The organism is Methanobacterium sp. BAmetb5 (genome assembly GCF_003491305.1).
In the GTDB taxonomy this organism is placed as follows: Archaea; Methanobacteriota; Methanobacteria; order Methanobacteriales; family Methanobacteriaceae; genus Methanobacterium.
In genome coordinates, this window is record NZ_CP022706.1 from 200,095 (window position 1) to 225,000 (window position 24,906).

Here is a 24,906-nt window from a genome sequence, read left to right on the forward strand (position 1 = left end):
AAGTTCCAGAGGGAGATCCAGTTATGAAAGTTTTGTTTGTTGAACCTCCAAAAGTTCTCTGGTTTGTTATGGGTGAATACATGCCACCACCACTGGGGATACTTCAGTTAGCCGCATATTTAGAGTCCAAAAATGATAAATGGGATATTTCTGTCCTGGATTGTCAGGCCGAAGGTTTGGGCTGGACTAAGTTAGAAAGACACCTGGAGCAGGCTGAATCCGACGTGGTGGTGGCCAGTGCCCTGGCAACCTGCAACACCTATACCATTCTCCGCACACTGGAAATAGCAAAGAAGGTAAACCCTGAGGTTAAAACTGTGGTGGGAGGCCAACATTTCACCGCTCTAGCCGAGGAAAGCCTTAAAATGTATCCTGAAATCGATTTCATAATCAGAGGGGAAGGAGAAGAAACTCTAAACGATCTGGTTAGGCACCTGGACCAGCAACTGCCCCTTTCTGGTGTTAAAGGGCTTTCATTTCGACACAAAACAGAAATTATTCACAATCCACCCCGCCCCCTCCTGGACAATCTGGATGATCTCCCCTTCCCGGGTTACCACCTGGTGGAGGAACATATGGGCCAGTATCACTTTAAAATGATGGCCTACACCGGGGCGGGGTATGCCCTGGTGGAGGCTTCACGGGGATGCCCCCATAAATGCACTTTCTGCTCCCAATGGCAGCACTGGCAGGGAAAATGGAGGCCTAAATCCCCGGGAAGAATTGCCGATGAGATGGAGCACATCTACAATGAGTATGGTGTCAGTTTCCTGTGGCTCACCGATGATAACCTGGGCCTGGGAAGCAGAACCAGTGCCCTGTGTGATGAACTCATTAGCCGTGGAATCTCCCAGGATATCTCCTGGTTCCTCCAGGCACGGAGTGATGACATTGTAAGAAATCAGGACATCCTTCCCAAAATGAGAAAAGCTGGTAACTACTGGATAATGGCGGGACTGGAGCGCCACGACGCCACGGTACTCAGTGATTATGACAAGGGGATTAAAACCTCGGATGCCAAGCTTTCCATGGATTTATTAAAGGAAAATGATATCTTTTCCCAGGCCACACTCATCACCGGGGATCGCCGTGATTCCCATGAATCCATCCAGGAGTTAAGAGATTTTGTTAACTACGTGGACCCGGACATAGCTATTTTCATGATCCTGACACCATTTCCGGGAACACCCCTCTATGAAGCTGCGGTGAAGCAGGGATGGTTGGAGGATGATAACTGGGCCAACTTTGACATGGTTCACGCCGTCATGCCCACTCAACATCTTTCTGTCACGGAAGTCCAGGAAGAATTATACCAGTGTTACCGAAGCTTTTACGGTAGTATGAAGAGACGAATTTACGGATTGTTCTCCCGTAATAAATTTAAAAGACAAACCTATCGTTACATGGCTGGCCAGGGACTAATGCAATCATTCCGAGACATGTATCAAATTTGAGGGATTCCCTTGGATAAAAAGTCAATGTATCACTATAATTCACGGGATCAGTCCCATATTCTAACATTTATTTCTTTCATGGGTCTTTTTATTCTGTTAGGATTGTACCTATTGGCCCCGGAACCAGTAACTAAGTACTGGTTTCAAAAGCCCCTCATATTTACCATATTTTTGGCCATCTGCATTTTAGGAGGGTTGGCTACTGTATATCCTTCTTCCTGTAAAGGGGTACTGGAATTTAGAAAAGAAGACTTCTTTAAAAAAGATTTCTCTACAAAAGTTGATTCCCACCCCATAATTTTCCAGGGACACCACCCGGATTGTGGTCACTTTGAATCCCACACTTTCCATATCCATGGAAAAAAATACTGCCCTGGATGTTCTGGTCTGTTAGTGGGGGTACTGCTGGCAGTGGGGTTTGTTTTTATTTATTATTATAAAGGTATGCCTCTCTTATACGGTAATTTTTCTTTTTGGATAGGGTGGATAATGGTTTTCGTATCATTGTTATTCCTAACTTTACTGCTAATGGGCGCCAGATCAAAATTCACTGCTAATCTATTCCTGGTCGTTGGATCAGCTCTATTACTCATTGGCCTGAACACAGTCGAAGGCAATATACTGGTTGAATGTTATTTCCTCCTTTTAATAGTATTTTTTATATTGGCCCGTATAACTACTTCTAAAAACAATCATGAAAGGATCTGCCGCAGTTGTCAAAAAAAAGAGTGTATTTATGATTCATATTAATTTTTAGGAAAATTTTTGAAAATAAATCTGAGAAAAATTTGAAAACACTTTAAGGAAATTTAAAAAAAACTTAAGAAAGTTAAAAAAGAGTTAGAAAAGAAATTAGGGAATTAGGTAATAAGTTTAAGGGGATTAGAAGTGAATTAAATAATTTAAAAATACTACACGAAGAATCAGGAAAGAAATTAAGAATTAGGAAATAAATTAAGGGAATTAGAATACATAAACACAAAATAGGAAAATAGGGGATTGCACCAAACAATCACCGATATAACTGCATTTATTCCAACTACAATTTATACAGCTACGATTTATTTAACTACATTTATTTCCTATTGTAAGGGGGCTTTTTTTTGTTAAATGTCTTTATTTTCTCTGGGAGCGGTAAACCGCACCGATTACTATTAACAGTCCAATGATGATGATAAACGCTGGCCAGACATATTGCCAGATGTTGGTAAAACCGGTAAATGCGGTTACACCCACCAGTATCAGTATAAATCCTCCAATGACCGGCCCTATTATGTTTCCATGGGGTAAACCGAAGCATTCATTCCTCTGACGGTAATAACGGTCGTCACGGTGATGTCGGCGTCTTCTATCATAATCAGTTACATCTCGTAATGGTTCTCCACATTTAGAACAAAATTCAGCATCATCTTCATTTTTAGTGCCACAGTTATGACAGTACACCATGGTCAATTCCTCCTTATTTTAATCAGTAATATTTCACTTATTTTCCTGCTGTTTTTAAATCAACATATAATGATATCTATTTCCAACTATTTATATTTAGTAACATTTAATGCTTTAAATTATTCATATTTCAACTTGTCGTTGTGATCTTGGAGGAAATGTTAAATATTCATCTTACAACTCCGTAAACGATTTAAGGCAGCCGATATCTCGTACCGGCGGGGTCTGGCCAGGTTGTGGGGGTTCTTCCTGCCAGGAGGTGCCAGGTAATCAAGTCCTTTCCGGTTAATTTCCTCATCAAGGTCATCCAAAACATTTTTCACAGTTACTGAAGAGTTTAGATGGGGATAATTTCTGGCTAACTGGTAAAGGGCGTAGCTAATGGCTCGTGTCTGGCTGGATTCAACCAACTGTTCCACTGATGACAGATCAACCATCAAAGCACCAATCATCAATGTGGAAAGCCCACGGCTATCAAGTTTCAACCTTTTTCCCTTATATGGCTGTATTGATTCCGGACGGGGGTGGCGTTTTTGGTAATGAAATTTCCCCGGTGCTTCTGCCTTACGGTTAATGGGCATTTCCCGGGCAATATTACGGGCATCCCTGGTTACATCCCGGGGCTGGTAATGGTCCATCATAATCACGGTATCTGCTTCCTGGAAGTAATCCCCTGATCCACCCATAACCAGTACCGTAGACACACCCTGATCATGGTAAAGTTCTCCCACTCGGTCAATGAAGTAGTGATGGGTTCTTTATCCTTGTTAACCAAACGCTGCATTCTTTCATCCCTGATCATGAAGTTGGTAGCGGAAGTGTCTTCATCGAACAGGAGGAGTTTAGAACCAGCTTCCAGGGCCTCGATGATGTTGGCGGCCTGGGAGGTGGAACCAGATGCGTTCTCTGTGGAGAAATCACTGGTATCCCCGATTCCAGGGGGGTTGTGGATGAAACTGCTGACATCTACCTTTTCAATGCGCCGCCCATCTTCTGCCCGGATTTTAACGGCGTCTTCTCTGGTTATCACTAGCTCCCGGCCATCTCCGGGGAGTTGGTTGTACACCCCCAGTTCCACGGCCTGGAGCAGGGTGGATTTTCCATGGTAACCCCCACCTACAATGAGGGTCACCCCCTCCGGGATACCCATGCCCTGAACAAGACTTCCATCTGCTGTTTCCAGGGAAACGGTCATGGAATCAGGAGATTTGAATTCCACAGCACGAGGTAATGGTTTAGGAGATATGCCGCTTTCGCGGGGAAGGATAGAACCCGTGGCAATAAAGGCCACCAGTCCCTCCGTTAACAGCTGGTGGCGGATATGTTCTGCGTCCTCGTAGCCCTGCACATGCCGTGCTATCTCCCGAGCAGGTAAATTCTCATAAAAACAGGAGCAGGAAACAATTTCAGGTAGTACTTGTGTTAATAGTCTTTGGGCTTCACTTCCCATTATCCTACGGCCACGGGCTGGTAAACCCAGTTCAAAACGTATCTCCAGAACACCGGGGCTGATGTTGACGCAGCTGCGCTCCAGAACCTCCTGTCTACCCTGATCTATACGCAAAATTCCACTTTTACCACTACCTTTTCTTCCCTTTACCCTTTTTTCAATACACTCCCCGAAGGCCCGTGAAATATAATCCTCCAGTGCAATTTTCCGGTTTTTATTCTGGTATAACTCCCGTGGAAATGAATGATCAGGGATTTCAACCCGCAGGAGGGATGGGCTGGCAAAGGGATCGCGTTGCACATGATCTATAAAAAGTGTAAAATAATTAAAATCATAGCTACCCTTTAAATCAAGGTAAGCCTTGTATCCTCTTCCATCAATACGATTGAGGATGGAAATTATTTCTTCTCCAAGTTTCATCTATTACCCCTGATTTTCCCCTGTTTTTTTGTATTTATTGTTAACAATTCTTTGATTATATATTTAGGGTTTTTGCACAGTAGCCTTCATTCCTTTACATTCTTAAATCGGGTTATCTTACCCTTAAATTGTTTTTAAAGGAATAAAAAGTTTTATATAACTTAATGTCTTTTAAGGGGAGGGATGCTGTGGTTTTTCATCATCATGGGAAAAAATAGAATCTTTTAATTATGCCATCCTTTAAATTCCTTTTAAATCCCTTTTCATACTTTTTTCATAGCTGATAATCTAATTTAATAGATTATGTAACCAGGTTTTCCAGGAGGATCTTGAGGCCGATGGCAATCAATATGGCTCCTCCCAGTATTTCTATCCGGTTTCCCAGGAAGTGACCCATCTTCTTCCCAATGTAACATCCCAGGAAGGATAATCCAAATGTTACCAGGCCGATAATTAGGATTGGCATCAGAATGGGGGTGTTAAGGAATGCGAAGCTTACTCCCACGGCAAAGGCATCTATACTGGTGGCCACAGAAAGAATTAAAATATCTTTCAGGGAAAAAACTTTACAAACATCTTCCCCATCTTCTTCCCTTAAACCTTCGTAGATCATTTTCCCTCCAACCAGGAGTAGGAGCAGGAAGGCTATCCACGGGGCCCATACCTCTACCATGGTTGCTAACTGTTCCCCGGCCAGCCATCCCGCCACGGGCATTAAGGCCTGGAATCCTCCAAAAAATAGGGCAATGATGAATGCATGTTTAAAATTACATTTTAGGGTCATTCCTCTGGTAATAGACACACTGAAGGCATCCATGGCCAGACCAACTGCCAGGAAAAACATAGAAAAAAGATCCATAACTTACTTCATGTACTGTCCAGTATATATGATTATGGTCACTGCTTTAGAATTTATGGTAACTACTTTAGATCTTCACCAGAAATAGGTCTAAATTTCATTAGGAACATAACATTAGAGGTTTCACAGAATTTTAATTTGATAAGTAACTAAAGGGGGTGTTAAATTGGATCATAGCAAAAACAGGGGGCAGGGGAAAGAAAAATTGGGAAAGAATAAAGAAGAACTGTTAGAAAGGGGGTTTGAACTTTTCCAGCAGGGAAGTTACCAGGCAGCTCTCTTATACTTTGATGATGCCCTGGAACTGGACCCGAATAATAGCCAGATATGGGATCTGCGGGGGGTTACCCTTTCTCACCTGGGATTGAGGGATGAAGCCCAAGAATCCTTTGAAGTAGCCCTGGATATTAAACCAGATAATGCCCAGGCCTGGTCTAACCTGGGAATTTTATATGCATCCCAGGGCCGGTTTGAAGAGGCTGTAAACTCCTTTGATCACTCCCTGGAGCTGGAAAAAGATAATGATGAAGTTTGGAATAATAAAGGATCGGCATTGTTTGGTTTGAAAAAATATAAAGAGGCCTGTGATTCCTTTACTAAATCCACTGGGATCAATCCCCATAATGCACCAGCCTGGGCTGGTAAGGGCTCGGCTCACAATTTTCTAGAAGAATACCCGGAAGCCATTGCTGCCCTGGAACGATTCATTTACCTGGCATCCAGCACTCTATCACCACAGGTTGAAGAAGCATGGGCTCTGTTATTGGAGTTGAAAATGAAAACCGCAGGCGAATATAAAGAAGATGGTTAAGAAAAAGATGGGTGTATAAATAGAAAGCTTCCAGAGATTAAGGGGGTTTGTAGGGGGGAAAAATGGCTTATATCTCTGGAAGCAAGTTTCTGGTTCCAACCAAAAATAGAGTTAAGCGCTAGGTTGAAACCTATATGGGGTTTTAACGTGTGCATATCCCCACTTTAAAGGGTACATGAACCTAACTCCAACGTTGTTTCATGTAAACTTAACATGAGAAATAACACACAATAGAGTGTAGTTGTCACACCTTATATAAATGTTTCGGTTAATATCCATAACTAATTGGGATCAATAAACTGGGGGAGAATTTCCTTTAGAATTTCCATATTTTCTTTTCTAAGGGGTATTACCTGTCTTTCATTTTTATAATCAAATTTAAAGCGGGTAATTGGTGATCCATATTCAATATTTGAAATCTCATTTAAGGGGTATACCAGTATCTTACCCGTGCGTTCAGTGCCCCAGAAATTTTTACGGTACTCAATCAGGGCATCTTTGGTTAATTCCAGGTCAAAAGAATCATCTTCTAAAAATAATACCGTCTGGGTAAGGTCCTTATCACAGACTAAGCAGTTCAGGGATCCATCGGGGTTGGCCACTCCACATTCCGGGCAGATAAGTTTAAAAAGAACCAGGTCGGGATTAGCATCGTCAAACTCCGGGTCATCAGGGTGATAACTCATACTCTAACATGGTCTCATTTTACTATTAAAATTTTGTTAAACTTTAGGAAAAAAAGAGATGTCCAGAGGAAGGGCGGCGGGGTTCTTCCTCAGGACAGGGCTTTGTTAAGGCGGTGGATAAGGTAAAATCCAGATGAACACTTTGTGGTTTTTTTAATCAATATTCATATTTTATGGTAATGTTGTTCATTACCATTTTGGATTATTACCTCATAACAATTTAGTTTTCACAAACACTTATAATATTGAAAGTTGTTTGGTGATATGAATCACAAATTGCTTTCCCACAAAAAAATGAATTGACTCAAAACAAGCTGGTAACGACAATAAAAGGAGTAATTCCTATATCCTGGTGAATGGTGGAAGTGAATGGTTATTTTCAGCCGCACTAATTTAACTAGGCAAAACTCCTGCCAATTATTACCTATTAAGTTATATATTCATCTAATCTCTTTTTTCTCAGTATTGTTTATCAGGTTTATTTTGGGTCTGGTGTCCAGTCGGAAATATCAGTGGCTATACCGATCCGGCGATAAATTTCCTTATTCTGGTTTATAACTGGATATGCCCGGACTTTTATTCGACGTTTTTCTCCATCGGGACGTATGACACTGCATTCAATTCCTTCTCTATGGGAGATGGTTTTACCATTTTTTCCAAAAATGTAGGAGATAAATTTTTCCTGATCAGGGGGGTGAATGGATTCAATCCAGGAACGGGGGTTCTGATAAAGGTTAGAGATAGATCGTCCCCATATTTTATGGTATGATTGGCTCATGTACAGTATCTGTCCAGTAAGTGGGTCAATAATCCAGAAAACTTCCTCAATATTCTGGGACATTAACTGGAATATATCCTCCCTCATCTTCAATTTAAATTCATCCAGTTTCCTCTGGGTAATATCCCGGATAATGAAGGTAGTATAAACGTTACCTTCTGCTTCCCACGTGTTCAAGGACATTTCAAGTGGAAATTCACTCCCATCTTTCCGCATACCAAATGATTCAAAGACATTTCCCACACCCAGGTCATCCTGATGGAAAAAATCCAGTTTAACCTGAAACTCTTCCATGTATCGCTGGGGAATTAGCGTGTCTATGTACTGACCCATTATTTCATCGGCCCGGTAATCAAAAATTCTTTCCAGGCTGTTGTTGGAAAATATAATTCTTTCTTCACCATCAATGATGATAATGGCATCCACTGCAGTCTGGGCCAGGTTCCGGAACTTTTCTTCACTGGTCTTCAGAGCATATTCCACCCTTTTCCTCTCAGTAATATCATTCAAAACACATATCAAACCGATTATCCGGTTTTTATTATCTCTAATGGCATTAGCCTGCATGTATGCCGGGAAAATCCGGCCAGATTCAGTAACCATCTCCAGCTCCCCGTCCCATCTATTACCATTCATAATGGTCTGGTATATGTATCTCCCCAGCTCCAAATCGGCAAATAACTTCACCGGTCCCAGGGGGATGTTAAGCTCCTCCACTGAATATCCGAATAGTTCGTTAAAGGCCCGGTTCTGATAAAAATTAGCACCATCAGGCATGGCTATGCTAATGGCATCCCCGGCACCCTCAATACCCGCCAGTATCCTTAGCAGCTGACGTTCAGTTTTTTTGCGCTCGGTGATATCCCGGGATATAGCCATGATCATCTCCCTTCCCTGCAGGGTGAACACATGATTGCTGATCTCGGTGGTGAGCAGGCCACCCTCCTTGGTAACCTGGATTGCTTCAAAGGTGGCTTTTCCCCTGGAATTAATTGTTCTCATGACTTCGTACAGTTTTTCTTTTGTTTCTGGAGTTATTACATCCAGGGGACCCATCTGGAGTAGCTCTTCCTTGGAGTAACCTAATCTCTGGCAGACCACATCGTTGACTTCATAAAATTTGCCAGGAGAACCATCTTCCTCAATCAGATGCAGGGATATTCCATCGTTGGCATTATTGAACACTTCACGGAACTTCTCTTCACTCTTTTTCAGGGCATTTTCCACCATCTTCATAGGGGTTATATCCCGGGCAATGAGCTGCACTGCCTCCACTTCTCCATTTTCCCGGGGCATGGGCTGGATGTTGGTGCTGAAAAAATATTCTTTACCCTGGATAATGGATTTATTCTCAAAAATACAGCCCTCACCAGTATCTATAACCTTTCTTATATTGTTCATTTGTAAATCAGCGATTTCCGGGGGGAAGAGTTCCCACATGGTCTTTCCCTGGAATTTTTCTTCTTCACAGGAAAAGAAAATGGCGGCACTTTTATTCACCAGTATAAATTTTCCCTGGTAATCAACAATGGCAATGGGATCATCGGCATTTTCAATTAAAATACGGTATTTATTCTCACTTTCATGGAGGGCCCGTTCCACGTTCATCTTGTAAAAGGCGGTTTGCAGTGTTAATATAAGTTCGCGGGGTTCAAAAGGCCGTGATAAGTAGATTTCCTTCTGGTTTATCTGTATACATTCCAGGGTGTTGTTAGAGTTGGAGGTGATAAAAATTACTGGAATATCTGATTCTCTAATTTTTTCTAAAATAGTGTGCAGCTGGATATTATCCTGTAGCTTTTCATCCATTATAATGAGGTCTAATGAAACTGGATCAATGGACTCCGGATCAACCGGGTTATCTTCTGTCTTTACCCTTGAATTTTCACAGCTAAGCTTTTCCCACCCCTGATTTTTCCAGTTAAACACTGTGATGAGGGGGTGATTACTGTGGGCGAGGGTCTGGATAATTTTACCCGTCTCAGAATCATCTTTCATGGCGAGAATTACGATTGGTTCCGGCATGATAATTACCATTTTTTATTGGTTTTCCTACGTGTTATTAATTACTAATGGGGAAAAAATGGAAAGTTATAATAACCAAAAATAATCACACTCTGCATAATTATTACTTTCACTGGATATTATTTTTAATTAAACTAATAATAATGGGGTGAGAATCGTTAACCTGGGTCAATTAATACTCTTTCATTGGTTCATTTTCTCCCGTCCTTATAAATGAAATCATAGGGTTTTATATTCTACTTCTTTTAAAATAAATTCTAAATTTCACTCATTTTAATAATACACTCAGAAGGGTTACTATATTAACAGGCAATGATAACATGGCGAGTACAAACAATTACGTGGTTGACCTCCAGGAAGAAGAGAGGGCCATTGAAAAAATTGGGGGCAAAGCACTTAACCTGTGCAAGATGACATCTGCCGGATTTAAAGTCCCCTCTGCATTCGTGGTTTCCGTGGATGCCTATGATTATTTTATTAAAAAAGAATTAGAATCAGAAATATCTCAGATACTTAATTCTATTGATTTTAACAGTGAAAAATCCATAGCTAGGGGATGTTCTTCCATAAAAGACATCATAACCAGTGGAACGTTGCCTCCTAATTTAAGGGAAGAAATCCAGCAGAAAATAGAAGATCTTCCCCCGGGATACTATGCAGTGCGATCTTCGGCAGTGGCAGAAGACCTTCCTGATGCCAGTTTCGCCGGGCAACTGGACAGTTTCTTAAATACGGCCCGGGAAAATATTTTAGAGAGAGTAGTTGATTGTTGGGCATCCTACTGGAATGATCGTGCAGTTAAATACCGGCATGATTCATCCATTGGACATTTAGACACGGAACTGGCTGCTGCGGGGATAGCGGTGGTGGTGCAGAGGATGGTTAACGCCGATATCAGTGGGGTAATGTTCACCGCCAACCCTGTCAACGGAAGCAATGACATAGTTATTGAATCCACATGGGGCCTTGGTGAAGCAATAGTTTCGGGGATAGTTTCACCAGATTCCTTTGTTCTGGGAAGAGGGGGCAATCTACTTGAAAAAAACATACAATCAAAGGACCAAGGATATTTCCTTAAAAATGGTGAAAACAGGTTAATATCCATTCCTGAAGAAAAACAAAAAAAATCAAGCCTCAATACAGAAATACTTAAAAAATTACTGTCTAAGGGAGTGGAACTCGAAGAATTTTTCGGTGTGCCCCAGGATATTGAATGGGCACTGGAATGCGGGGAAAAGGAAGCCCAAATATATATCCTGCAGTCACGTCCTGTTACCACCCTCACTGGTGAGGGGGATGATATTTTGTGGACCCGGGCCTATGGGGATGAGTACTGGGCAGATGCCACCACCCCCCTCTTCTACGATGTCATGGGGAAAATGCTCACTGACTATGTGAACCACGAGGGTGCCCGGATAATGGGTTATAAAGAAATCACCGACACTGAACTCCTGAAACTCCATAAATCGAGGGTTTACTTCAATAGTTGGGTTCTGGAAAAGGCTTTTTCTTACTATCCCAAATTCGCCCGGTCCCAGGAACTGTTGAACTACTTCCCCCTGGAGGATCAAAATAGAATATCCCAGTACCCCTCCATACTGCATAAAACCCTACTTTCCCAGATTTTAATAGCCATCCGCGACCCGGATGGAATGATGCATCGCACAGATAAGGCCTACCGGAAATGGGCCCAGGGATTCATTAAGAAGTGTTCATCCTTTGATGAAACTGACCTGGAAGAACTCACTGACCAGGAACTACTGACCCTCTACATGGATATAGAACAGTCCGGTATCAAACATTACCAGCTGATACGATACGGCATGGTCTCCCATTCCATAGCCACCAACCTCATGGTTAAGAACTGGCTGGTGAAATGGCTGGGTGATGAGGATGGCTCCCTATACGCCGGGCTGATCTCGGGGTTGGATGATAACAAAACAGTGGAGATGAACATCAGCCTCTCAGATCTGGCCCAAATCATAAGAAAAGACCCAGATTTACTGCAGAAGATTAATAATATTGATGATCTAGGTTCCTTGAGTAATTCTGACGTTGAAAATTTAATTTCCTCCAATCCAACCTTTAAAAAAGAATTCCATCAATTCGTCACTGATTACGGGCACCGCTCCAACACCCGGGAAATACTGTACCCCCGCTGGAGGGAAGACCAGGCCTATGTACTCAGTGTCATCAAACTCCTCTCTTCATCCGACCTCGATCTTCGCAAAAAGGAACTGGAAAGCCGTGAACATAGATTCAAAACGGAAAAAGAAGTATTTAAGAGGATTAAAAAGGTGAGGGGCGGATTTTTAAAGGCCAAACTCTTCTTCACAGTCTTGAAACTGGCCCAGACCTATCTGACTTTCCGTGAAAATCAGAGATTTTACCTGGATCACCTTCTTTTCCGCCAGAGACTCATGCTCCTGGACTTAGGTCGCAGATTAAAAGAGAAAGCAGTCCTTGATGCCGGAGAGGATGTATTCTTCCTCTATGAAAAGGAATTATTCCAGTTTTTCCCCTTAGATAACCTGGAGGTACAGGTAAGTGTTTCCCAGTTAAGGAATGAGATTCTAGAAAGGAAAAGAGAATTCTACCGGTACCAATGGTCATTACCGCCAAAATTCCTGAAAAACGGGATTGAATTTGATGATACTGTCACAGAATACGATGCTAGCGCAGTTTACGGTGCAGCTGCTAGTCCCGGGATATTCCAGGGAGTGGCCCGGGTGGTGGAATCCATTGAAGGATTATCCCACTTGGAAGATGGTGAAATTCTCATAACCAGTAACACCGACCCGGCCTGGACCGCCGTATTCTCCAAGATAGGGGGTCTAATCACGGAAACCGGGGGAATACTATCCCACGGTGCGGTAATCTCCCGAGAATACCGAATCCCTGCCGTAACTGCAGTAAAAGGAGCTACTAAAATTTTTAAAACCGGGGAAAGGTTAATAGTAGATGGTAACGATGGAGTAGTATACAAAAAGGAATAAAAATGGGAAATTAAAGCGGTGAAAAAAGGATTGAAAATATTTTTTTCAAAATCGTGACGGATTTGTCTTCTCTTAAATGAGAACTTATAAATGAATATTTAAACTCTTAAATGAATATTAAAACTTTAAATGGAATATTAGGAAATCAGTGGAAGTTGTTAGTTATGGATGGCCAGGAAGAACTGAAAAACCACGAAGAATGGAATGAAAGCTACTATTTTAATTTTCATGACATAAAAAATGAAATAACTGCCTTTATGAGAATAGGGAACAAGGTCAATAAAAATGAAAAGTCAATGTTCTTCTTTTTAATGACCCCTCAGCAGACTGCAGGGATTAAGCTGGAAACTCCCTGTGATGATAAACCATTAAACATTGCTGGTTTAGAGTACCACGAACTGGAACCGGGGAAATGGAATCTCCAATTCAATGGTTCTATCTTCAATCCACTGGAAAAGGTCCCCACAGAGTTCAAAGTCAAGATGGATGTTACCTGGCAAGCTCTAAACCCGGTTATGGATTACGTGGAATGTGTGGATGAAAAACAGGCTGATATGTCCTCAAATGTGGCTTCAGAACACTATGAACAGTTTGGACGAGCACGGGGTATAATTGAGATTGCTGATGAATCATTCCCGGTTGAAGAGGCACTGGGTGAAAGGGATTTAAGCCGTGGTGTAAGGGAATGGGGATCCCCCAAGATGTGGATGTGGATTAACAGTGAATTCTCACCGGAAGAGGCCTTTAACGCTACCAAACTCTCCACTGATGAAGGAGATGTGGATGCCGGATACTTCTACACTGACTCCGTTAACCAGCCATTGATAAAATCAGATATAGATGTAAAGTTTAACCAGGGAATCCCCTCCAGGTTCAGCATGGTCCTGTACGATAAACAGGGATCACAGTACTCGGTGGAGGGTGAAGTGGTTAGAATGGGAATGATACCTGTGGATGAGCAGATGATCCTCATAGAAACACTCTCCAAATACCAATGGGAAGGTAAGGAAGGTTATGGTATAGCGGAGTTTCTGGTTCCTAACATAGGATGAATCATTTTATTGTATTTTATTAGCAGTGATTCAACATTCTTTTTTTAATTCTATTTTCTTACTAATTACGTCAAATTCTAGTTTTTTTTACCATGATTATAATAAATCTATTTATAATGGTCTTTATGATAGAAATAAAGTAGGTAATTTAAAAATAATGGTATTAATAATGTTATTGGGATTTAGGCCTTCTAAGACATTCTATGTCCGGGGGATTTTTGAAAATGAAGAGGATTGAAACTGTGCAGAAAAATAACAATATAAAATTTATACCAATCATTCTTGGTATTATAGTTATACTTTTGTTTTCAGCATCTTTTTCACAGTCTAATTCACCTTTGGACCTATTATTCATTACTATGGGGATAATAGTATTCATCCCCGGAGTTTCGAGTCGAAATGAAAAATTTCTTGAGAAAATTATTTATTTTGGGGTTATGTTTGGTATTAACTTATTCCAATGGTTACTTGTGATTAATATCCTACTTATCAGCAAAATTCCGTTAACGATTTATACACTTTTTGTTTTGGCTGTTGTTCCAATGGTAACTATATATTTAATTAACCAAATCCTCAAAAGCGACTTAAAATACCTTGAAAAGAATCAAAATAAGGATGCGATAATGACAGACAGGATAAAGTGGATCTTGATATTTGTAGGGATTACAATTTTGATCATATGTTTAATAGGATTTGCACTGTCCCTCTCACCCATATATTTATACGGTAGCTCTGTGGGCATGTTGCTGATTGTATATGGATATTATCGTGAAAATAAAAAATTAAATATAACACGTAATTATTTTTTAACCATGTCTTTTTTATTTTTACTCCAGTGGATAGTTTTAATCTTCTTAATAAGACATGTTAACGCATTAAATGGTCCTTCCTATAATTTTTCATTTACATTTTCATTGCTATTAACTTCCGTTTATTTTGACCAAATTCGTAACAGCCACTTGATTAAAATAAACTGGCAAGGGATATTTATTGGTGAGAAAAAAATATTTTAGATAACCCGTTTACCAAGTTTTTTAACGACTTCGTTATAGTGTAATTTAACGAAGTAAAATCAGGAGTAAGTAATCATTTTTCCCAGGAGACTATTATTTTATAATGATTTACTAAACTGAATGAAAATAGTAGTATTTAGACTAATTGGGCTATATGTGAAGATCATTTTACACCACTTTCTTGTTTTTAATTTAGGTGACAAAAAATTTTATTCTACCATCAAGTCTATCATGTGATTTTCTTATTCGATCAAAAATAAATTGCGAATCAAAAAAATTGTAGGATTTTGAAATAAATTAGAATGTTAATTTGAATCTTGGCTATAGACAAATTATTTACGTAAAATAGGTATGGTAAAAATTAATAAAAATAAATAAAAAAATTATTCACCCCTCTTTTTGTATTCCAGATAGTTATCTGGATACCTCCCCAGGACCAGATCCATTATTCCCTGGTTTTCCAGTTCCTCTATTATCTTGGCCCGAAACTCCAGTTCAGTCTGGGCTTCATCCAGAAGGTTTTTGGTAACAAAGAGACGGTGTTCAACTTTGTGATGTTTACGCTGTAGTTCCAGGTAGTTGTTGAGTTTCACATCCAGTTCTTTGCGCTCAAATTCATCGATCTGTTTTTTAAGCAGCTTTTTCTCTGCAATTACATCCAGAACGATCTCCTGGTTGGTGTTGATCTTGTCTTTAAAAAACTCGATCTCCGATTCTTTTTTAGCTAACTTTGCCTCCAACTCTTTGATCCGTTTTTTATCATCAGTTGATGTTGTCTCCTGCACGGGATTATCTTTCATGGAAACCTCCTTGGAAATGCTGCTTAATATCCCTTATATAATCTTAAATAGAATTATATATTTCCTATAATTTGTCTTAATTTTATCTGTATATTAATATTCCATTTATAATTGCATTATTATGCCCGTAGTTAAAGATCATATATCGTGGAAATCCATATAGAAAAAATTATTATTCTATATTCAAGTTAAAAATAGGATTTAATTTTAATTTGATAAATTAATAACGATTTTTGTTGTACCAATATAACTTGTTATATTAATACTACAAAACTTATTAAATCAAGGGTGATATTTAAAAAATTTAAATTATCAAGGGATTAAAGAATAATAATTCCTTATAACTTTTTGAATACTGTTAAATTATCGTAATATGCCTTGTTAGATGTATACCAAAATACTAAAATGGGTACTTTTTCTTAAAAATTTTCTCCCAAATATGTTTTGTGTATTTTTCATCTTTCATATTTTTGTGTATTTGGCATGTTTTTACCCATTTCATGTTTTCTTATCAAATAAATTTATGATTCTGGAAAAACATAGAGTAATCTAAGATTTTTTTGGAGGTAAAAAAAATATGCCAGTTATAACCATAGATGTTCCTCCCATGAGTAAGGAACAGAAAAAAGAGATGGTAAATAAATTTGCCCAGACTGCCAGTGAAATACTGGGACTTCCAGTCCAGTCCATTGTGACCATAATACGGGAAGTGGAAGCAGAGAATGTAGGGGTGGGAGATAACCTGCTTTGTGATATCCCTCATTAAATACTCCCTGATATTAAAAAACAGCTAAACATTAAATTAGATAGAAACACCTCCCATTAGAAACACCCCCTAGATGTGACGGCGATAAAAATGTCTGAAGACACTTCTCAAGAATCTGGAAATACCCTGAACCACCTTAAAGATGAAAAAAGCCCCTATCTGCTCCAACACAGAGACAACCCTGTGGACTGGTACCCCTGGGGTGATAAGGCATTTCAAAAAGCTAAAGGTGAGAATAAACCAATATTCCTTTCCATTGGTTACTCTACCTGTCACTGGTGCCATGTAATGAGCAGGGAATCATTCCAGGACCAGGAAATAGGCCAGCTCATTAACCAGGTCTTTGTACCGGTTAAAGTAGACCGAGAGGAGAGACCAGACATTGACAGCATATACATGACGGTATGCCAGATGATCACCGGCAATGGGGGCTGGCCCCTCACCATTATCATGACCCCTGACTTGAAACCCTTCTTCGCTGGTACTTACTTCCCCAAAGACACCGGACCCCGGGGAACCGGCCTCAGAGACCTCATACTCAACGTCCATGAACTGTGGGAAAACCAGGAGGATGAACTTGTAAAATCCGCCGAAGAACTTACTGTGTCCCTGGAAAAAATCTCCCAGGGAAAGTCCGGTGACTCTTTACCCCCGGAAATAATAACCCAGACCTATCACTCACTCCAGGAAAACTTCGACCAGCAATACGCTGGCTTTGGAACCAACCAGAAATTCCCCACACCACACCACCTCCTCTTCCTTTTAAGGTACTGGAAACAGACCGGTGAAACTGAAGCATTAAACATGGTGCAGGAAACATTAAAAGCCATGCGCAAAGGTGGAATATACGACCACGTCGGTTTTGGATTTCACCGTTACACTGTGGACCAGCAGTGGATCATTCCTCACTTTGAAAAGATGCTCTACGACCAGGCCCTACTGGTCATGGCTTACACCGAAGCCTACCAGGCCACCAGTGAAACTGAATATCGGGAAACTGCCGAAGAAGTCCTGGAGTATCTCTTACGAGATATGAGATCACCGGAGGGTGGTTTCTACTCTGCTGAGGACGCGGACAGTGAAGGGGAAGAAGGTAAGTTCTATCTGTGGACAGCTGAAGAAATCCAGGACCTACTGGGTCCTGAAGATGGAGCCCTTTTCCAGACGGTCTACTCAATTTCCACCGATGGAAACTTTAAGGATGAGACCAAAGGTATTAAAACCGGGAAAAACATACTACACCGAACTAAAACCTGGGATGAACTTTCAGCTGAACTGGAAATACCTTCAGACCAGCTGTGGTGGAAGATGGAAAATGCCAGGGAAGTACTCTTCCCGGCACGTGAAGCACGGATACATCCTGGTAAGGATGACAAGATACTCACCGACTGGAACGGACTGGTTATCGCCGCTTTATCCCTTGCGGGAAGAGTATTTGGCAGGGAAGATTATCTGGTGGCTGCTGGAGAGGCAGTTGACTTCATAATGACTCATCTTCACAGTCAGGGCCGGTTACAGCATCGCTGGCGTGAAGGTGAATCGGCAATCGAGGGAAACCTTGATGACTACGCCTATCTCATCTGGGGGTTACTGGAACTTTACCAGGCCACATTCCAGGCAGAATACTTAAAAGCCGCCCTAAAACTTAACCAGACCCTTAACAAACACTTCTGGGACACCGAGGAAGGTGGATACTATTTCACCCCAGACTATGCACCCCAAATCCTGGTAAGGCAGAAAGAAGCCTACGACACGGCACTACCCTCTGGAAATTCAGTGCAACAGATGAACCTGGAAAGATTGTACCTTTTAACCGGAGAGACTAACTTCAGAGAAACCTCGGAGTCACTGGAAAAGTATTTCTCCCCTACCATGAACCAAACACCAGCTGCTTTCACCATGTTCCTTTCGGCCACCATGTTCCAGACTGGTCCCTCTTTTGAAGTCACCATCCTGGGGGAAAAAGACGGCCTGGATACTCAGGGGATGTTAAAGGCTCTACAGAAAGAATATTTGCCCCATGTGGTTTTGGTACTCCAATCATCCAGTGATGTTCTAATAAAAGAGCTCATACCTTCTCTGGAGAATAAAGCCAAGGTAGACAACCAGGCCACAGCCTATGTCTGTGGGAATGGCACCTGCCAAGCACCAGTCAACACCCCCAAAGAATTAATAAATCTTTTAAAATAGGAGTAAATCTTCTAAAATATGCCCCTTGACTATTCCAATGGGAATTATTATTCTTAGATTCCCATTAATTATTCTTGGGGAAGGGGAACCAGTTTGGAGTATAAAAATTTGATGTTACGGTTTAAAAGACGAGAAAGCTCCCTCATCCGGCCAGCATCACCCTGCAGGATAAAAAGCTCCAGACACTGGTTTTCCTGCAGGTGGCTGTGTATCTGGGTGTTGATAATATCTTCAAAATTGTGCTTGATCTGGGTGACCTTATCCTCTGACTTTTTGGGATGGATCAAAATGAGTATGGAATGAATATGGCCTTTTAAATTCTTTTTTTCATCATTATCAGCGATCAAAAGCCGGGTACTGGCTCTGAATATTTCAGATCGGCCTGAGAATCCGATTTCATCCTTCAGGGCATCTATCTCCTCCAGGAGTTTATCACCGAGTGACACACTGATAATGGCCATAACTGTGGATATTAATAAAATCATATAAAAACCTTGCTAAATTTTATTAAGAAAATTTATAAATATTAATAAAACCAGATATTAAGTCATAAATTATTATTCTGGTACCATGATGGAAAGGAAAAAAATTCTAATTATAATCCTACTAATATTACTTCTGGCCATTTCAATAACTCTTTATTTTTACACCTCCGCCGGGAACTCTACCCCCTCTTCCAGTGACAAAATAGGGGTCGTGGTTACGGTGGGGCCCCAGGAAGAATTTGTAAAACGGGTAGGTGGCGACCGGGTGAATGTAACAGTCATGGTACCACCCGGGTCAGACCCCCATACCTACGAACCCCTGGCAGAGCAAATGAAACAGGTCCAGAATGCCCGGATATATTTCCAGGTGGGATCCGATGTGGAATTTGAATTAACCTGGCTGGATAAACTGCGGAGCATGAACCGCCAGATGAAGGTGGTTAACACTTCTGCCGGCATCCAGCTCATCCCCAACACCGCAGAATCGGAAGAAGGCAGTGACCCCCATGTATGGGTTTCACCCAAAAACGCCAAGATAATGGTGGAAAACATTTACCAGGCACTGGTAGAAACGGACCCACAAAACAGAGATTATTACACTAAAAATAGGGATGAATATTTAAGTGAACTGGACCAGCTGGATAAAAACATCACAAAAACACTATCTGGTAAAAACAATACCCCCATAATGGTTTACCACCCCTCATGGGCCTACTTCTGCAAAGATTATAATCTGCAGCAGCTAGCCATTGAAAAGGAAGGAAAGGAACCCACATCCCAGGACATTGTTAACCTGGTGGACACGGCCCGTAAAGAAGGTATCATGGTAATATTCACCTCTCCCGAGTTTTCCACGGCCAATGCCCAGACAATTGCCAGTGAAATTGGCGCCAAGGTGGTCTCTGTAGATCCCCTCAGCCCGAACTATCTGGAAAACATGAAAAAGGTGGCAGAAGCATTTGCCAGTTCTTAAAAAAAATTTATATCATTTTTCAAACGATTTCCTAAAGGTAATGATAAATAGACAGGTTATGGTGTAATGGTGACAAACATTGTTGAAATGGAGAATGTATCTGTGAGCTTTAACCGGCAATCCATTCTCCAGGAAGTTAACCTCAACATTAGTGGTGATGATTTCCTGGCCATAATAGGCCCCAACGGGGGTGGTAAAAGCACCCTCCTCAAGATTATATTAGGACTTTTAAAGCCAGATAACGGACGGGTAACCGTGTTTGGCAACCAACCCGGAAATCCCCATAACCCCATTGGCTACCTCCCTCAACACGTATCCTTCGATCCGGACTTTCCCATTAACGTCTTTGACACCGTATTATCTGGCCGGTACCACGGTGTTTTCAAGGATTATTCTCAGGAGGATAAAGAAATGGTGTTAAAGGCCCTGGAGGAAGTGGAGATGGGTGATTTTTCCCACCGCCAGATTAGTAGACTTTCTGGGGGTCAGATGCAACGGGTTTTCATTGCCCGGGCACTGGTGCGCCAGCCTAAATTACTGCTCCTGGATGAACCCATGGCCAGTATTGACCCTAAAATGCAGAACTCATTCTACCAGCTCCTCGCCCGGTTAAGGGAAAGAATGGCCATAGTACTGGTCAGCCACGATGTGGGAGCGGTGTCCACCCAGGTGGATAACATCGCCTGTTTAAACCAGAAACTTTACTACCACGGGCCAGTTGAGGGTTCAGAAAAGGGATTAGAAGCAGTCTATCAGTGCCCCATTGGATACATAAGCCATGGAATCCCCCACCGAATATTAAAAGACCATTAATGTTATATGAGTTCAAATTTCGTAAATAAAGTAGAAATAATAGACAACGAATAAAATAGGAAGGGAAATGATATATTGACTGGAATTCTGGAGTACACCTTCATGCAGAATGCTTTCCTGGCCGCTATCCTGGTGAGCGTGGCTTGTGGAGTGGTGGGAACCTACGTAGTGGTTAAACGCATAGTCTTTATTAGTGGGGGTATATCTCATGCAGCCTTTGGGGGAATTGGTTTGGGATACTTCCTGGGAGTGAATCCCATACTCTCGGCCATACCCTTCAGCCTAGCCTCTGCTCTAATCATGGGATTTACCAGTAAAAAGGTAAAGATTAGTGAAGATACAGCCATTGGAATTCTGTGGAGTCTGGGAATGGCTGTTGGTATTATATTTATAAATTTAACCCCGGGATATGTTCCGGATCTCATGAGTTACCTCTTTGGGAGCATTCTCACCGTACCCTTCAGTGATCTGTTGATAATGCTTGTTCTGGATATTATCATCATTATCACTGTTATTTTATTCCAGAATGAATTCCAGGGAATATCCTTTGATGAAGAATTTAGCCAGGTCATGGGTATGCCCACCACCGCCATTTATCTGCTCCTCTTATCCCTGGTTGCCCTCTCCGTGGTGGTCATGATAAAAGTTGTGGGTATAATACTGGTCATTGCCCTTTTAACCATCCCTGCAGCTATTGCCAAACAGTACACCTACAATATGGGGCGGATGATGGTACTGGCGGTGATACTGGGAATGATACTGACCACTTGTGGCCTTTATTTATCTTATCTTTTCAACCTGGCTTCCGGTGCCACTATTGTCCTGGTTCTGGGATTGGGATTCTTGATTTCGGTGATTATCCAGAGATTGCTAAAAGATTGATAATTTAGTGGCAGAAGGATTATCTAAATTATAATCCTCATTTTTAAAGTTATTTTTATATTTTTCGAAGTTAACTGGGTTTATTTTCAATTTCACCGGCAATGTTAGTGTGCATAATTCTTTGCACTTCTTTTAAGTCATCGGTTTGTCCCAGAGTCCACATAAGTTTTACCAAGGCTGTTTCCGGTAACATATCCCGGGCAGGTATTACTCCGGCAGCAGTAAGTTTTCTTCCTGAACTGTAAACCCCCATATCTATCTCTCCGTAAAGACACTGGGAGGTCATCACTACTGGTATGTTACTGTCCCGGGCACGTTGAAGTGAGGGAGTAATATCAACGGGGCAATGTCCTAATCCAGTTCCTTCTATGATGATTCCTTTATAGTCTTTATCAATATGGTAATCTATTAATTCTCCAGAAATTCCAGGATGGCTCTTAATAAACGCTACTTTTTCTTCTAATGAATCTTTAATCTCAACTTCACCATCATGCCTTTTTTTGCAGTGCATCTTTCTATCCGTTAGGGTTACATTACCATTTTGAACTTTGGCCATTGGTGAAACGTTTATACTTTTAAAAGCATCCTTCCGGGTTGAATGCATCTTTCTTACTCTGGTACCTCGATGTAGGAAGCAGTATGAATCGTTTTCTGTGGCGTGCATACAGACCATTACCTCTGCCAGATCAGACTCCGCGGCAGTTACAGAGTTCACTAAATTCATAAAAGCGTCAGAAGAAGGCTTATCTAAACTTAGCTGTGCTCCAGTTAGGACTACGGGAACAGGAGTATCTAAAATAAAACTCAGTGCCGATGCAGTGTAGTGCATGGTGTCTGTTCCGTGAGCAACTACCACACCATAAGCCCCCTCATCTATCTCATCTCTTACAGCACGGGCTGATTTGATCCAGTGTTTTGGCCTGATATTTTCACTTAAAATCTTTAAAACTGTTTTTCCTTTGATATTGGCCTGATCCATTAGCTCAGGATTTGTTCTTATAATATCTTCTGCAGTAAATGCGGGATGAACTGCTCCGGTTTCATCATCAACAACTGATGCAACAGTTCCTCCAGTGGATATAATCGACACATCTTTTTTAATGGAATTATTAACGTTAATGGAGGTTAAGTTATCTTCATGGTTTAAATTAGTTTTTAAACCTCTTTCAACTAATTTTATCTTAGTTTCATTAATACTTGAACCAATATTATGTCCATTTTTAAGTTTCAAGACCATATGTCCTCCTTCGGGACTCGTTTCCTTGTCTAACACCATTCCTTCATAAATAATATCATTCTTGAATATTTTAATGCTGTCACCAATAGAAATACTTGCAAATTCTAAAAATTCATTGGAGATTCCCTTGTAACTCATGAAATCACTCTTTTCAATCCATTCATAGCTTTTATCCATCATAAAAGTTTAGAAATTCTTTAAAAGTTAGTAATAAAATGATTTTAATTAGGTGGGGGGATGATCTTACTCTTCTGTAAAACCCAGTTATCACCTAATTTAACTTTTAATGTAAAAGTTTAATTATATAAATCTTTGCAATAATTATATTAACACTCTAAAAATCCTAGAAACCTGCTAAATAGAAATAAATTTTAACCGAATGGTAGAAATGATATTATAAATCACGTAATGATAGGATAAGCTAATAATCTTAGATATGATACCGTACTAAGGTAATGCAGGGGCAGTGGTTTAAATGGTACGAAAAGATAAAATCAAGGTAGGTTGCACAGGACTCATGGCTGTACTGTTTGTCCTGGTATCTATCACCGGAGCATCCTATGCGGATGTGGTTAATCCTGGAGAAAAGACCATAACCTACAGTTATCAGTTATCTAACATTCAAGATTATCCTGGTTACGTTTTCATTCTTCATGGCACTCCCAATCCATCCCTGGAAGTTTTAAACTCATCAGAATTCAGTTTTTACAAGTTAAGCACCTGCTCCATCTATGCCGTCCCTTTCAGTGTTTATAATGAGGTGCAAGTGAACCAGATGAATGATACTCAGATTTCTGAATTTCTCAAAAACGATAGCCGGGTGGCCCGTTCTGATCTAAATCTAGAGGGACTCTATGACACAGTAAACGAGGGAAACTCCCTGGAAAGTGCCCTTATCATACTCAAAATCCGGTCCATACAGGGCAACATCCTGGACATCCAGAAGGAGAAAATCATCTACACCTATACCAACGGACAAAGGATTGAAAAACCATTCCAGAACCAAAACCAGACACCAGAACCTCCAGCTATGGGACAATCATGGGATTTTTATCTTTACTTTGTGGTGTTACCCATCCTAGCCCTGGTAGTTATCCTTTTCTTATTGATCAGAAGAAGAACAGGTTAATCCTTTGATTTTAATCCTTTGCTCCATTAGTAAATCACTTCTTAATTTAAATCACGTCGAATGTAAAACAGAACAATATAAATGTTGAATCAAGAAACAATGTTCCATATCCTCCTGCCCTGGATATTAACTGTATTTATTGAATTTGTCGTAATATGGTTGTTTATTCGAAAAGAACCGGGAAAACTATTATTTTATTCCCTGTTAATTAATTCCCTTACCCTGCCCCTGGCCACTTACAGCTACATATACCTCTACCCTAATCTTTTGTTAATCGAGGCTCTGGTAATTATGGTTGAGTTGGTATTCCTCAAATTTTTACTGGAGACAACCTATACTCAAGCACTGGCCATGTCCCTAACTGCCAATGTATGTACTTTCTTGGTGGGATTCTTCCTTTTAAATTAGGGGAGGATTTTCGTTGAATTCATTTTCTTTAAATTCATTTCTTTTTACTTAGTTCTGTTTAGAAAGTTTATAAATTTATTTGATATTAATAAATTAGTTACAATTATAAGATAAAAATAGCATTATTTCTAGAATAATTTCACTGATTTCTGATCAGTATAGCAATAGTAAAAATTTTAAGCTAGTACTCACATATAATTTATCACAGAACTTACCCTAGGAATACCCGAGAC

21 protein-coding genes and 1 pseudogene are annotated in these 24,906 nt (G+C 40.7%); 13 read left to right on the plus strand and 9 right to left on the minus strand.

Annotated features, from left to right (window positions below):
- Positions 1–23 precede the first annotated feature (23 nt).
- Positions 24–1,454: a B12-binding domain-containing radical SAM protein gene (locus CIT02_RS00965; RefSeq protein ID WP_292613166.1), complete on the plus strand. Its 1,431-nt coding sequence runs from the start codon at positions 24–26 to the stop codon at positions 1,452–1,454.
- A gap of 195 nt (positions 1,455–1,649) precedes the next feature.
- Entirely contained in the window at positions 1,650–2,204 is a 555-nt protein-coding gene (locus CIT02_RS00970; protein WP_292613168.1) for a restriction endonuclease, read from the plus strand.
- 366 nt (positions 2,205–2,570) lie between these two features.
- Here the strand turns inward: CIT02_RS00970 and CIT02_RS00975 are convergent, their stop codons facing one another.
- The 4 genes and pseudogenes from CIT02_RS00975 to CIT02_RS00990 form a co-directional block, all read right to left on the minus strand.
- Positions 2,571–2,900, minus strand: coding sequence for a zinc-ribbon domain-containing protein (locus tag CIT02_RS00975; protein WP_292613170.1), 330 nt, complete (start codon positions 2,898–2,900; stop codon positions 2,571–2,573).
- A 161-nt stretch (positions 2,901–3,061) separates the two neighbouring features.
- Entirely contained in the window at positions 3,062–3,481 is a 420-nt protein-coding gene (locus CIT02_RS00980) for a hypothetical protein (RefSeq protein WP_363124183.1), read from the minus strand.
- A gap of 21 nt (positions 3,482–3,502) precedes the next feature.
- A pseudogene (locus CIT02_RS00985) lies at positions 3,503–4,770 on the minus strand (ABC-ATPase domain-containing protein); the annotation flags it as partial.
- 301 nt (positions 4,771–5,071) lie between these two features.
- Positions 5,072–5,629 (minus strand): manganese efflux pump MntP family protein, encoded by a 558-nt coding sequence (locus CIT02_RS00990; protein ID WP_292613175.1) that lies wholly within the window; start codon positions 5,627–5,629, stop codon positions 5,072–5,074.
- A 166-nt stretch (positions 5,630–5,795) separates the two neighbouring features.
- Between CIT02_RS00990 and CIT02_RS00995 the strand changes: the two genes are divergently transcribed.
- A complete protein-coding gene (locus CIT02_RS00995; protein WP_292613177.1) occupies positions 5,796–6,440 on the plus strand; it encodes a tetratricopeptide repeat protein in 645 nt (214 codons plus the stop codon).
- A gap of 281 nt (positions 6,441–6,721) precedes the next feature.
- On the opposite strand, the gene CIT02_RS01000 is transcribed toward CIT02_RS00995, so the two are convergent.
- Positions 6,722–7,126 (minus strand): hypothetical protein, encoded by a 405-nt coding sequence (locus CIT02_RS01000; RefSeq protein ID WP_292613179.1) that lies wholly within the window; start codon positions 7,124–7,126, stop codon positions 6,722–6,724.
- Positions 7,127–7,604: 478 nt separating this feature from the next.
- Positions 7,605–9,929: a PAS domain S-box protein gene (locus tag CIT02_RS01005; RefSeq protein WP_292613180.1), complete on the minus strand. Its 2,325-nt coding sequence runs from the start codon at positions 9,927–9,929 to the stop codon at positions 7,605–7,607.
- A gap of 320 nt (positions 9,930–10,249) precedes the next feature.
- On the opposite strand from CIT02_RS01005, the gene CIT02_RS01010 reads away from it, so the two are divergent.
- The 3 genes from CIT02_RS01010 (at position 10,250) to CIT02_RS01020 (ending at position 14,990) form a co-directional block, all read left to right on the plus strand.
- A complete protein-coding gene (locus tag CIT02_RS01010; RefSeq protein ID WP_292613182.1) occupies positions 10,250–12,925 on the plus strand; it encodes a PEP/pyruvate-binding domain-containing protein in 2,676 nt (891 codons plus the stop codon).
- A gap of 164 nt (positions 12,926–13,089) precedes the next feature.
- Positions 13,090–13,977, plus strand: a complete 888-nt coding sequence (locus CIT02_RS01015) for a hypothetical protein (RefSeq protein WP_292613184.1) — start codon at positions 13,090–13,092, stop codon at positions 13,975–13,977.
- Between the two features lie 224 nt (positions 13,978–14,201).
- Positions 14,202–14,990, plus strand: coding sequence for a hypothetical protein (locus CIT02_RS01020; protein ID WP_292613186.1), 789 nt, complete (start codon positions 14,202–14,204; stop codon positions 14,988–14,990).
- Between the two features lie 383 nt (positions 14,991–15,373).
- Here the strand turns inward: CIT02_RS01020 and CIT02_RS01025 are convergent, their stop codons facing one another.
- Positions 15,374–15,790 (minus strand): hypothetical protein, encoded by a 417-nt coding sequence (locus CIT02_RS01025; RefSeq protein WP_292613188.1) that lies wholly within the window; start codon positions 15,788–15,790, stop codon positions 15,374–15,376.
- Positions 15,791–16,367: 577 nt separating this feature from the next.
- Between CIT02_RS01025 and dmpI the strand changes: the two genes are divergently transcribed.
- Positions 16,368–16,556, plus strand: a complete 189-nt coding sequence (dmpI, locus tag CIT02_RS01030) for a 4-oxalocrotonate tautomerase DmpI (protein WP_292613190.1) — start codon at positions 16,368–16,370, stop codon at positions 16,554–16,556.
- Positions 16,557–16,646: 90 nt separating this feature from the next.
- Positions 16,647–18,746, plus strand: a complete 2,100-nt coding sequence (locus tag CIT02_RS01035; RefSeq protein WP_292613192.1) for a thioredoxin domain-containing protein — start codon at positions 16,647–16,649, stop codon at positions 18,744–18,746.
- Between the two features lie 68 nt (positions 18,747–18,814).
- On the opposite strand, the gene CIT02_RS01040 is transcribed toward CIT02_RS01035, so the two are convergent.
- Positions 18,815–19,231 (minus strand): CopG family ribbon-helix-helix protein, encoded by a 417-nt coding sequence (locus tag CIT02_RS01040; protein ID WP_394340417.1) that lies wholly within the window; start codon positions 19,229–19,231, stop codon positions 18,815–18,817.
- A gap of 85 nt (positions 19,232–19,316) precedes the next feature.
- Here CIT02_RS01040 and CIT02_RS01045 point away from each other — a divergent pair, with 85 nt between their 5' ends.
- From CIT02_RS01045 to CIT02_RS01055, 3 genes are all read left to right on the plus strand, one after another.
- Positions 19,317–20,204, plus strand: coding sequence for a metal ABC transporter solute-binding protein, Zn/Mn family (locus CIT02_RS01045; protein WP_292613194.1), 888 nt, complete (start codon positions 19,317–19,319; stop codon positions 20,202–20,204).
- A gap of 66 nt (positions 20,205–20,270) precedes the next feature.
- Complete coding sequence (locus CIT02_RS01050; RefSeq protein ID WP_292613196.1) at positions 20,271–21,017, plus strand: metal ABC transporter ATP-binding protein; 747 nt, start codon at positions 20,271–20,273, stop codon at positions 21,015–21,017.
- A 75-nt stretch (positions 21,018–21,092) separates the two neighbouring features.
- Entirely contained in the window at positions 21,093–21,899 is an 807-nt protein-coding gene (locus CIT02_RS01055) for a metal ABC transporter permease (RefSeq protein WP_292613198.1), read from the plus strand.
- Between the two features lie 70 nt (positions 21,900–21,969).
- Here the strand turns inward: CIT02_RS01055 and gatD are convergent, their stop codons facing one another.
- Complete coding sequence (gene gatD / locus CIT02_RS01060) at positions 21,970–23,274, minus strand: Glu-tRNA(Gln) amidotransferase subunit GatD (protein WP_292613200.1); 1,305 nt, start codon at positions 23,272–23,274, stop codon at positions 21,970–21,972.
- Between the two features lie 337 nt (positions 23,275–23,611).
- Between gatD and CIT02_RS01065 the strand changes: the two genes are divergently transcribed.
- Together CIT02_RS01065 and CIT02_RS01070 are read left to right on the plus strand one after the other, a co-directional pair.
- Positions 23,612–24,265, plus strand: a complete 654-nt coding sequence (locus CIT02_RS01065) for a hypothetical protein (protein WP_292613203.1) — start codon at positions 23,612–23,614, stop codon at positions 24,263–24,265.
- Positions 24,266–24,346: 81 nt separating this feature from the next.
- Positions 24,347–24,673 carry a hypothetical protein gene (locus tag CIT02_RS01070; RefSeq protein WP_292613205.1) on the plus strand — a complete coding sequence of 109 codons (327 nt, stop codon included), beginning with the start codon at positions 24,347–24,349 and terminating at the stop codon, positions 24,671–24,673.
- Positions 24,674–24,906 lie beyond the last annotated feature (233 nt).

Coding starts and splice junctions, on each gene's coding strand:
- CIT02_RS01005 (WP_292613180.1), bottom strand. CDS start 9,929: ATGCCGGAACCAATCGTAATTCTCGCCATGAAAGATGATTCTGAGACG.
- CIT02_RS01065 (WP_292613203.1), top strand. CDS start 23,612: ATGGTACGAAAAGATAAAATCAAGGTAGGTTGCACAGGACTCATGGCT.
- CIT02_RS01070 (WP_292613205.1), top strand. CDS start 24,347: ATGTTGAATCAAGAAACAATGTTCCATATCCTCCTGCCCTGGATATTA.
- gatD (WP_292613200.1), bottom strand. CDS start 23,274: ATGAGTTACAAGGGAATCTCCAATGAATTTTTAGAATTTGCAAGTATT.
- CIT02_RS01025 (WP_292613188.1), bottom strand. CDS start 15,790: ATGAAAGATAATCCCGTGCAGGAGACAACATCAACTGATGATAAAAAA.
- CIT02_RS00980 (WP_363124183.1), bottom strand. CDS start 3,481: ATGCCCATTAACCGTAAGGCAGAAGCACCGGGGAAATTTCATTACCAA.
- dmpI (WP_292613190.1), top strand. CDS start 16,368: ATGCCAGTTATAACCATAGATGTTCCTCCCATGAGTAAGGAACAGAAA.
- CIT02_RS00965 (WP_292613166.1), top strand. CDS start 24: ATGAAAGTTTTGTTTGTTGAACCTCCAAAAGTTCTCTGGTTTGTTATG.
- CIT02_RS01035 (WP_292613192.1), top strand. CDS start 16,647: ATGTCTGAAGACACTTCTCAAGAATCTGGAAATACCCTGAACCACCTT.
- CIT02_RS01000 (WP_292613179.1), bottom strand. CDS start 7,126: ATGAGTTATCACCCTGATGACCCGGAGTTTGACGATGCTAATCCCGAC.
- CIT02_RS01045 (WP_292613194.1), top strand. CDS start 19,317: ATGATGGAAAGGAAAAAAATTCTAATTATAATCCTACTAATATTACTT.
- CIT02_RS01050 (WP_292613196.1), top strand. CDS start 20,271: ATGGTGACAAACATTGTTGAAATGGAGAATGTATCTGTGAGCTTTAAC.
- CIT02_RS01015 (WP_292613184.1), top strand. CDS start 13,090: ATGGATGGCCAGGAAGAACTGAAAAACCACGAAGAATGGAATGAAAGC.
- CIT02_RS00990 (WP_292613175.1), bottom strand. CDS start 5,629: ATGGATCTTTTTTCTATGTTTTTCCTGGCAGTTGGTCTGGCCATGGAT.
- CIT02_RS00975 (WP_292613170.1), bottom strand. CDS start 2,900: ATGGTGTACTGTCATAACTGTGGCACTAAAAATGAAGATGATGCTGAA.
- CIT02_RS01040 (WP_394340417.1), bottom strand. CDS start 19,231: ATGATTTTATTAATATCCACAGTTATGGCCATTATCAGTGTGTCACTC.
- CIT02_RS01010 (WP_292613182.1), top strand. CDS start 10,250: ATGGCGAGTACAAACAATTACGTGGTTGACCTCCAGGAAGAAGAGAGG.
- CIT02_RS01020 (WP_292613186.1), top strand. CDS start 14,202: ATGAAGAGGATTGAAACTGTGCAGAAAAATAACAATATAAAATTTATA.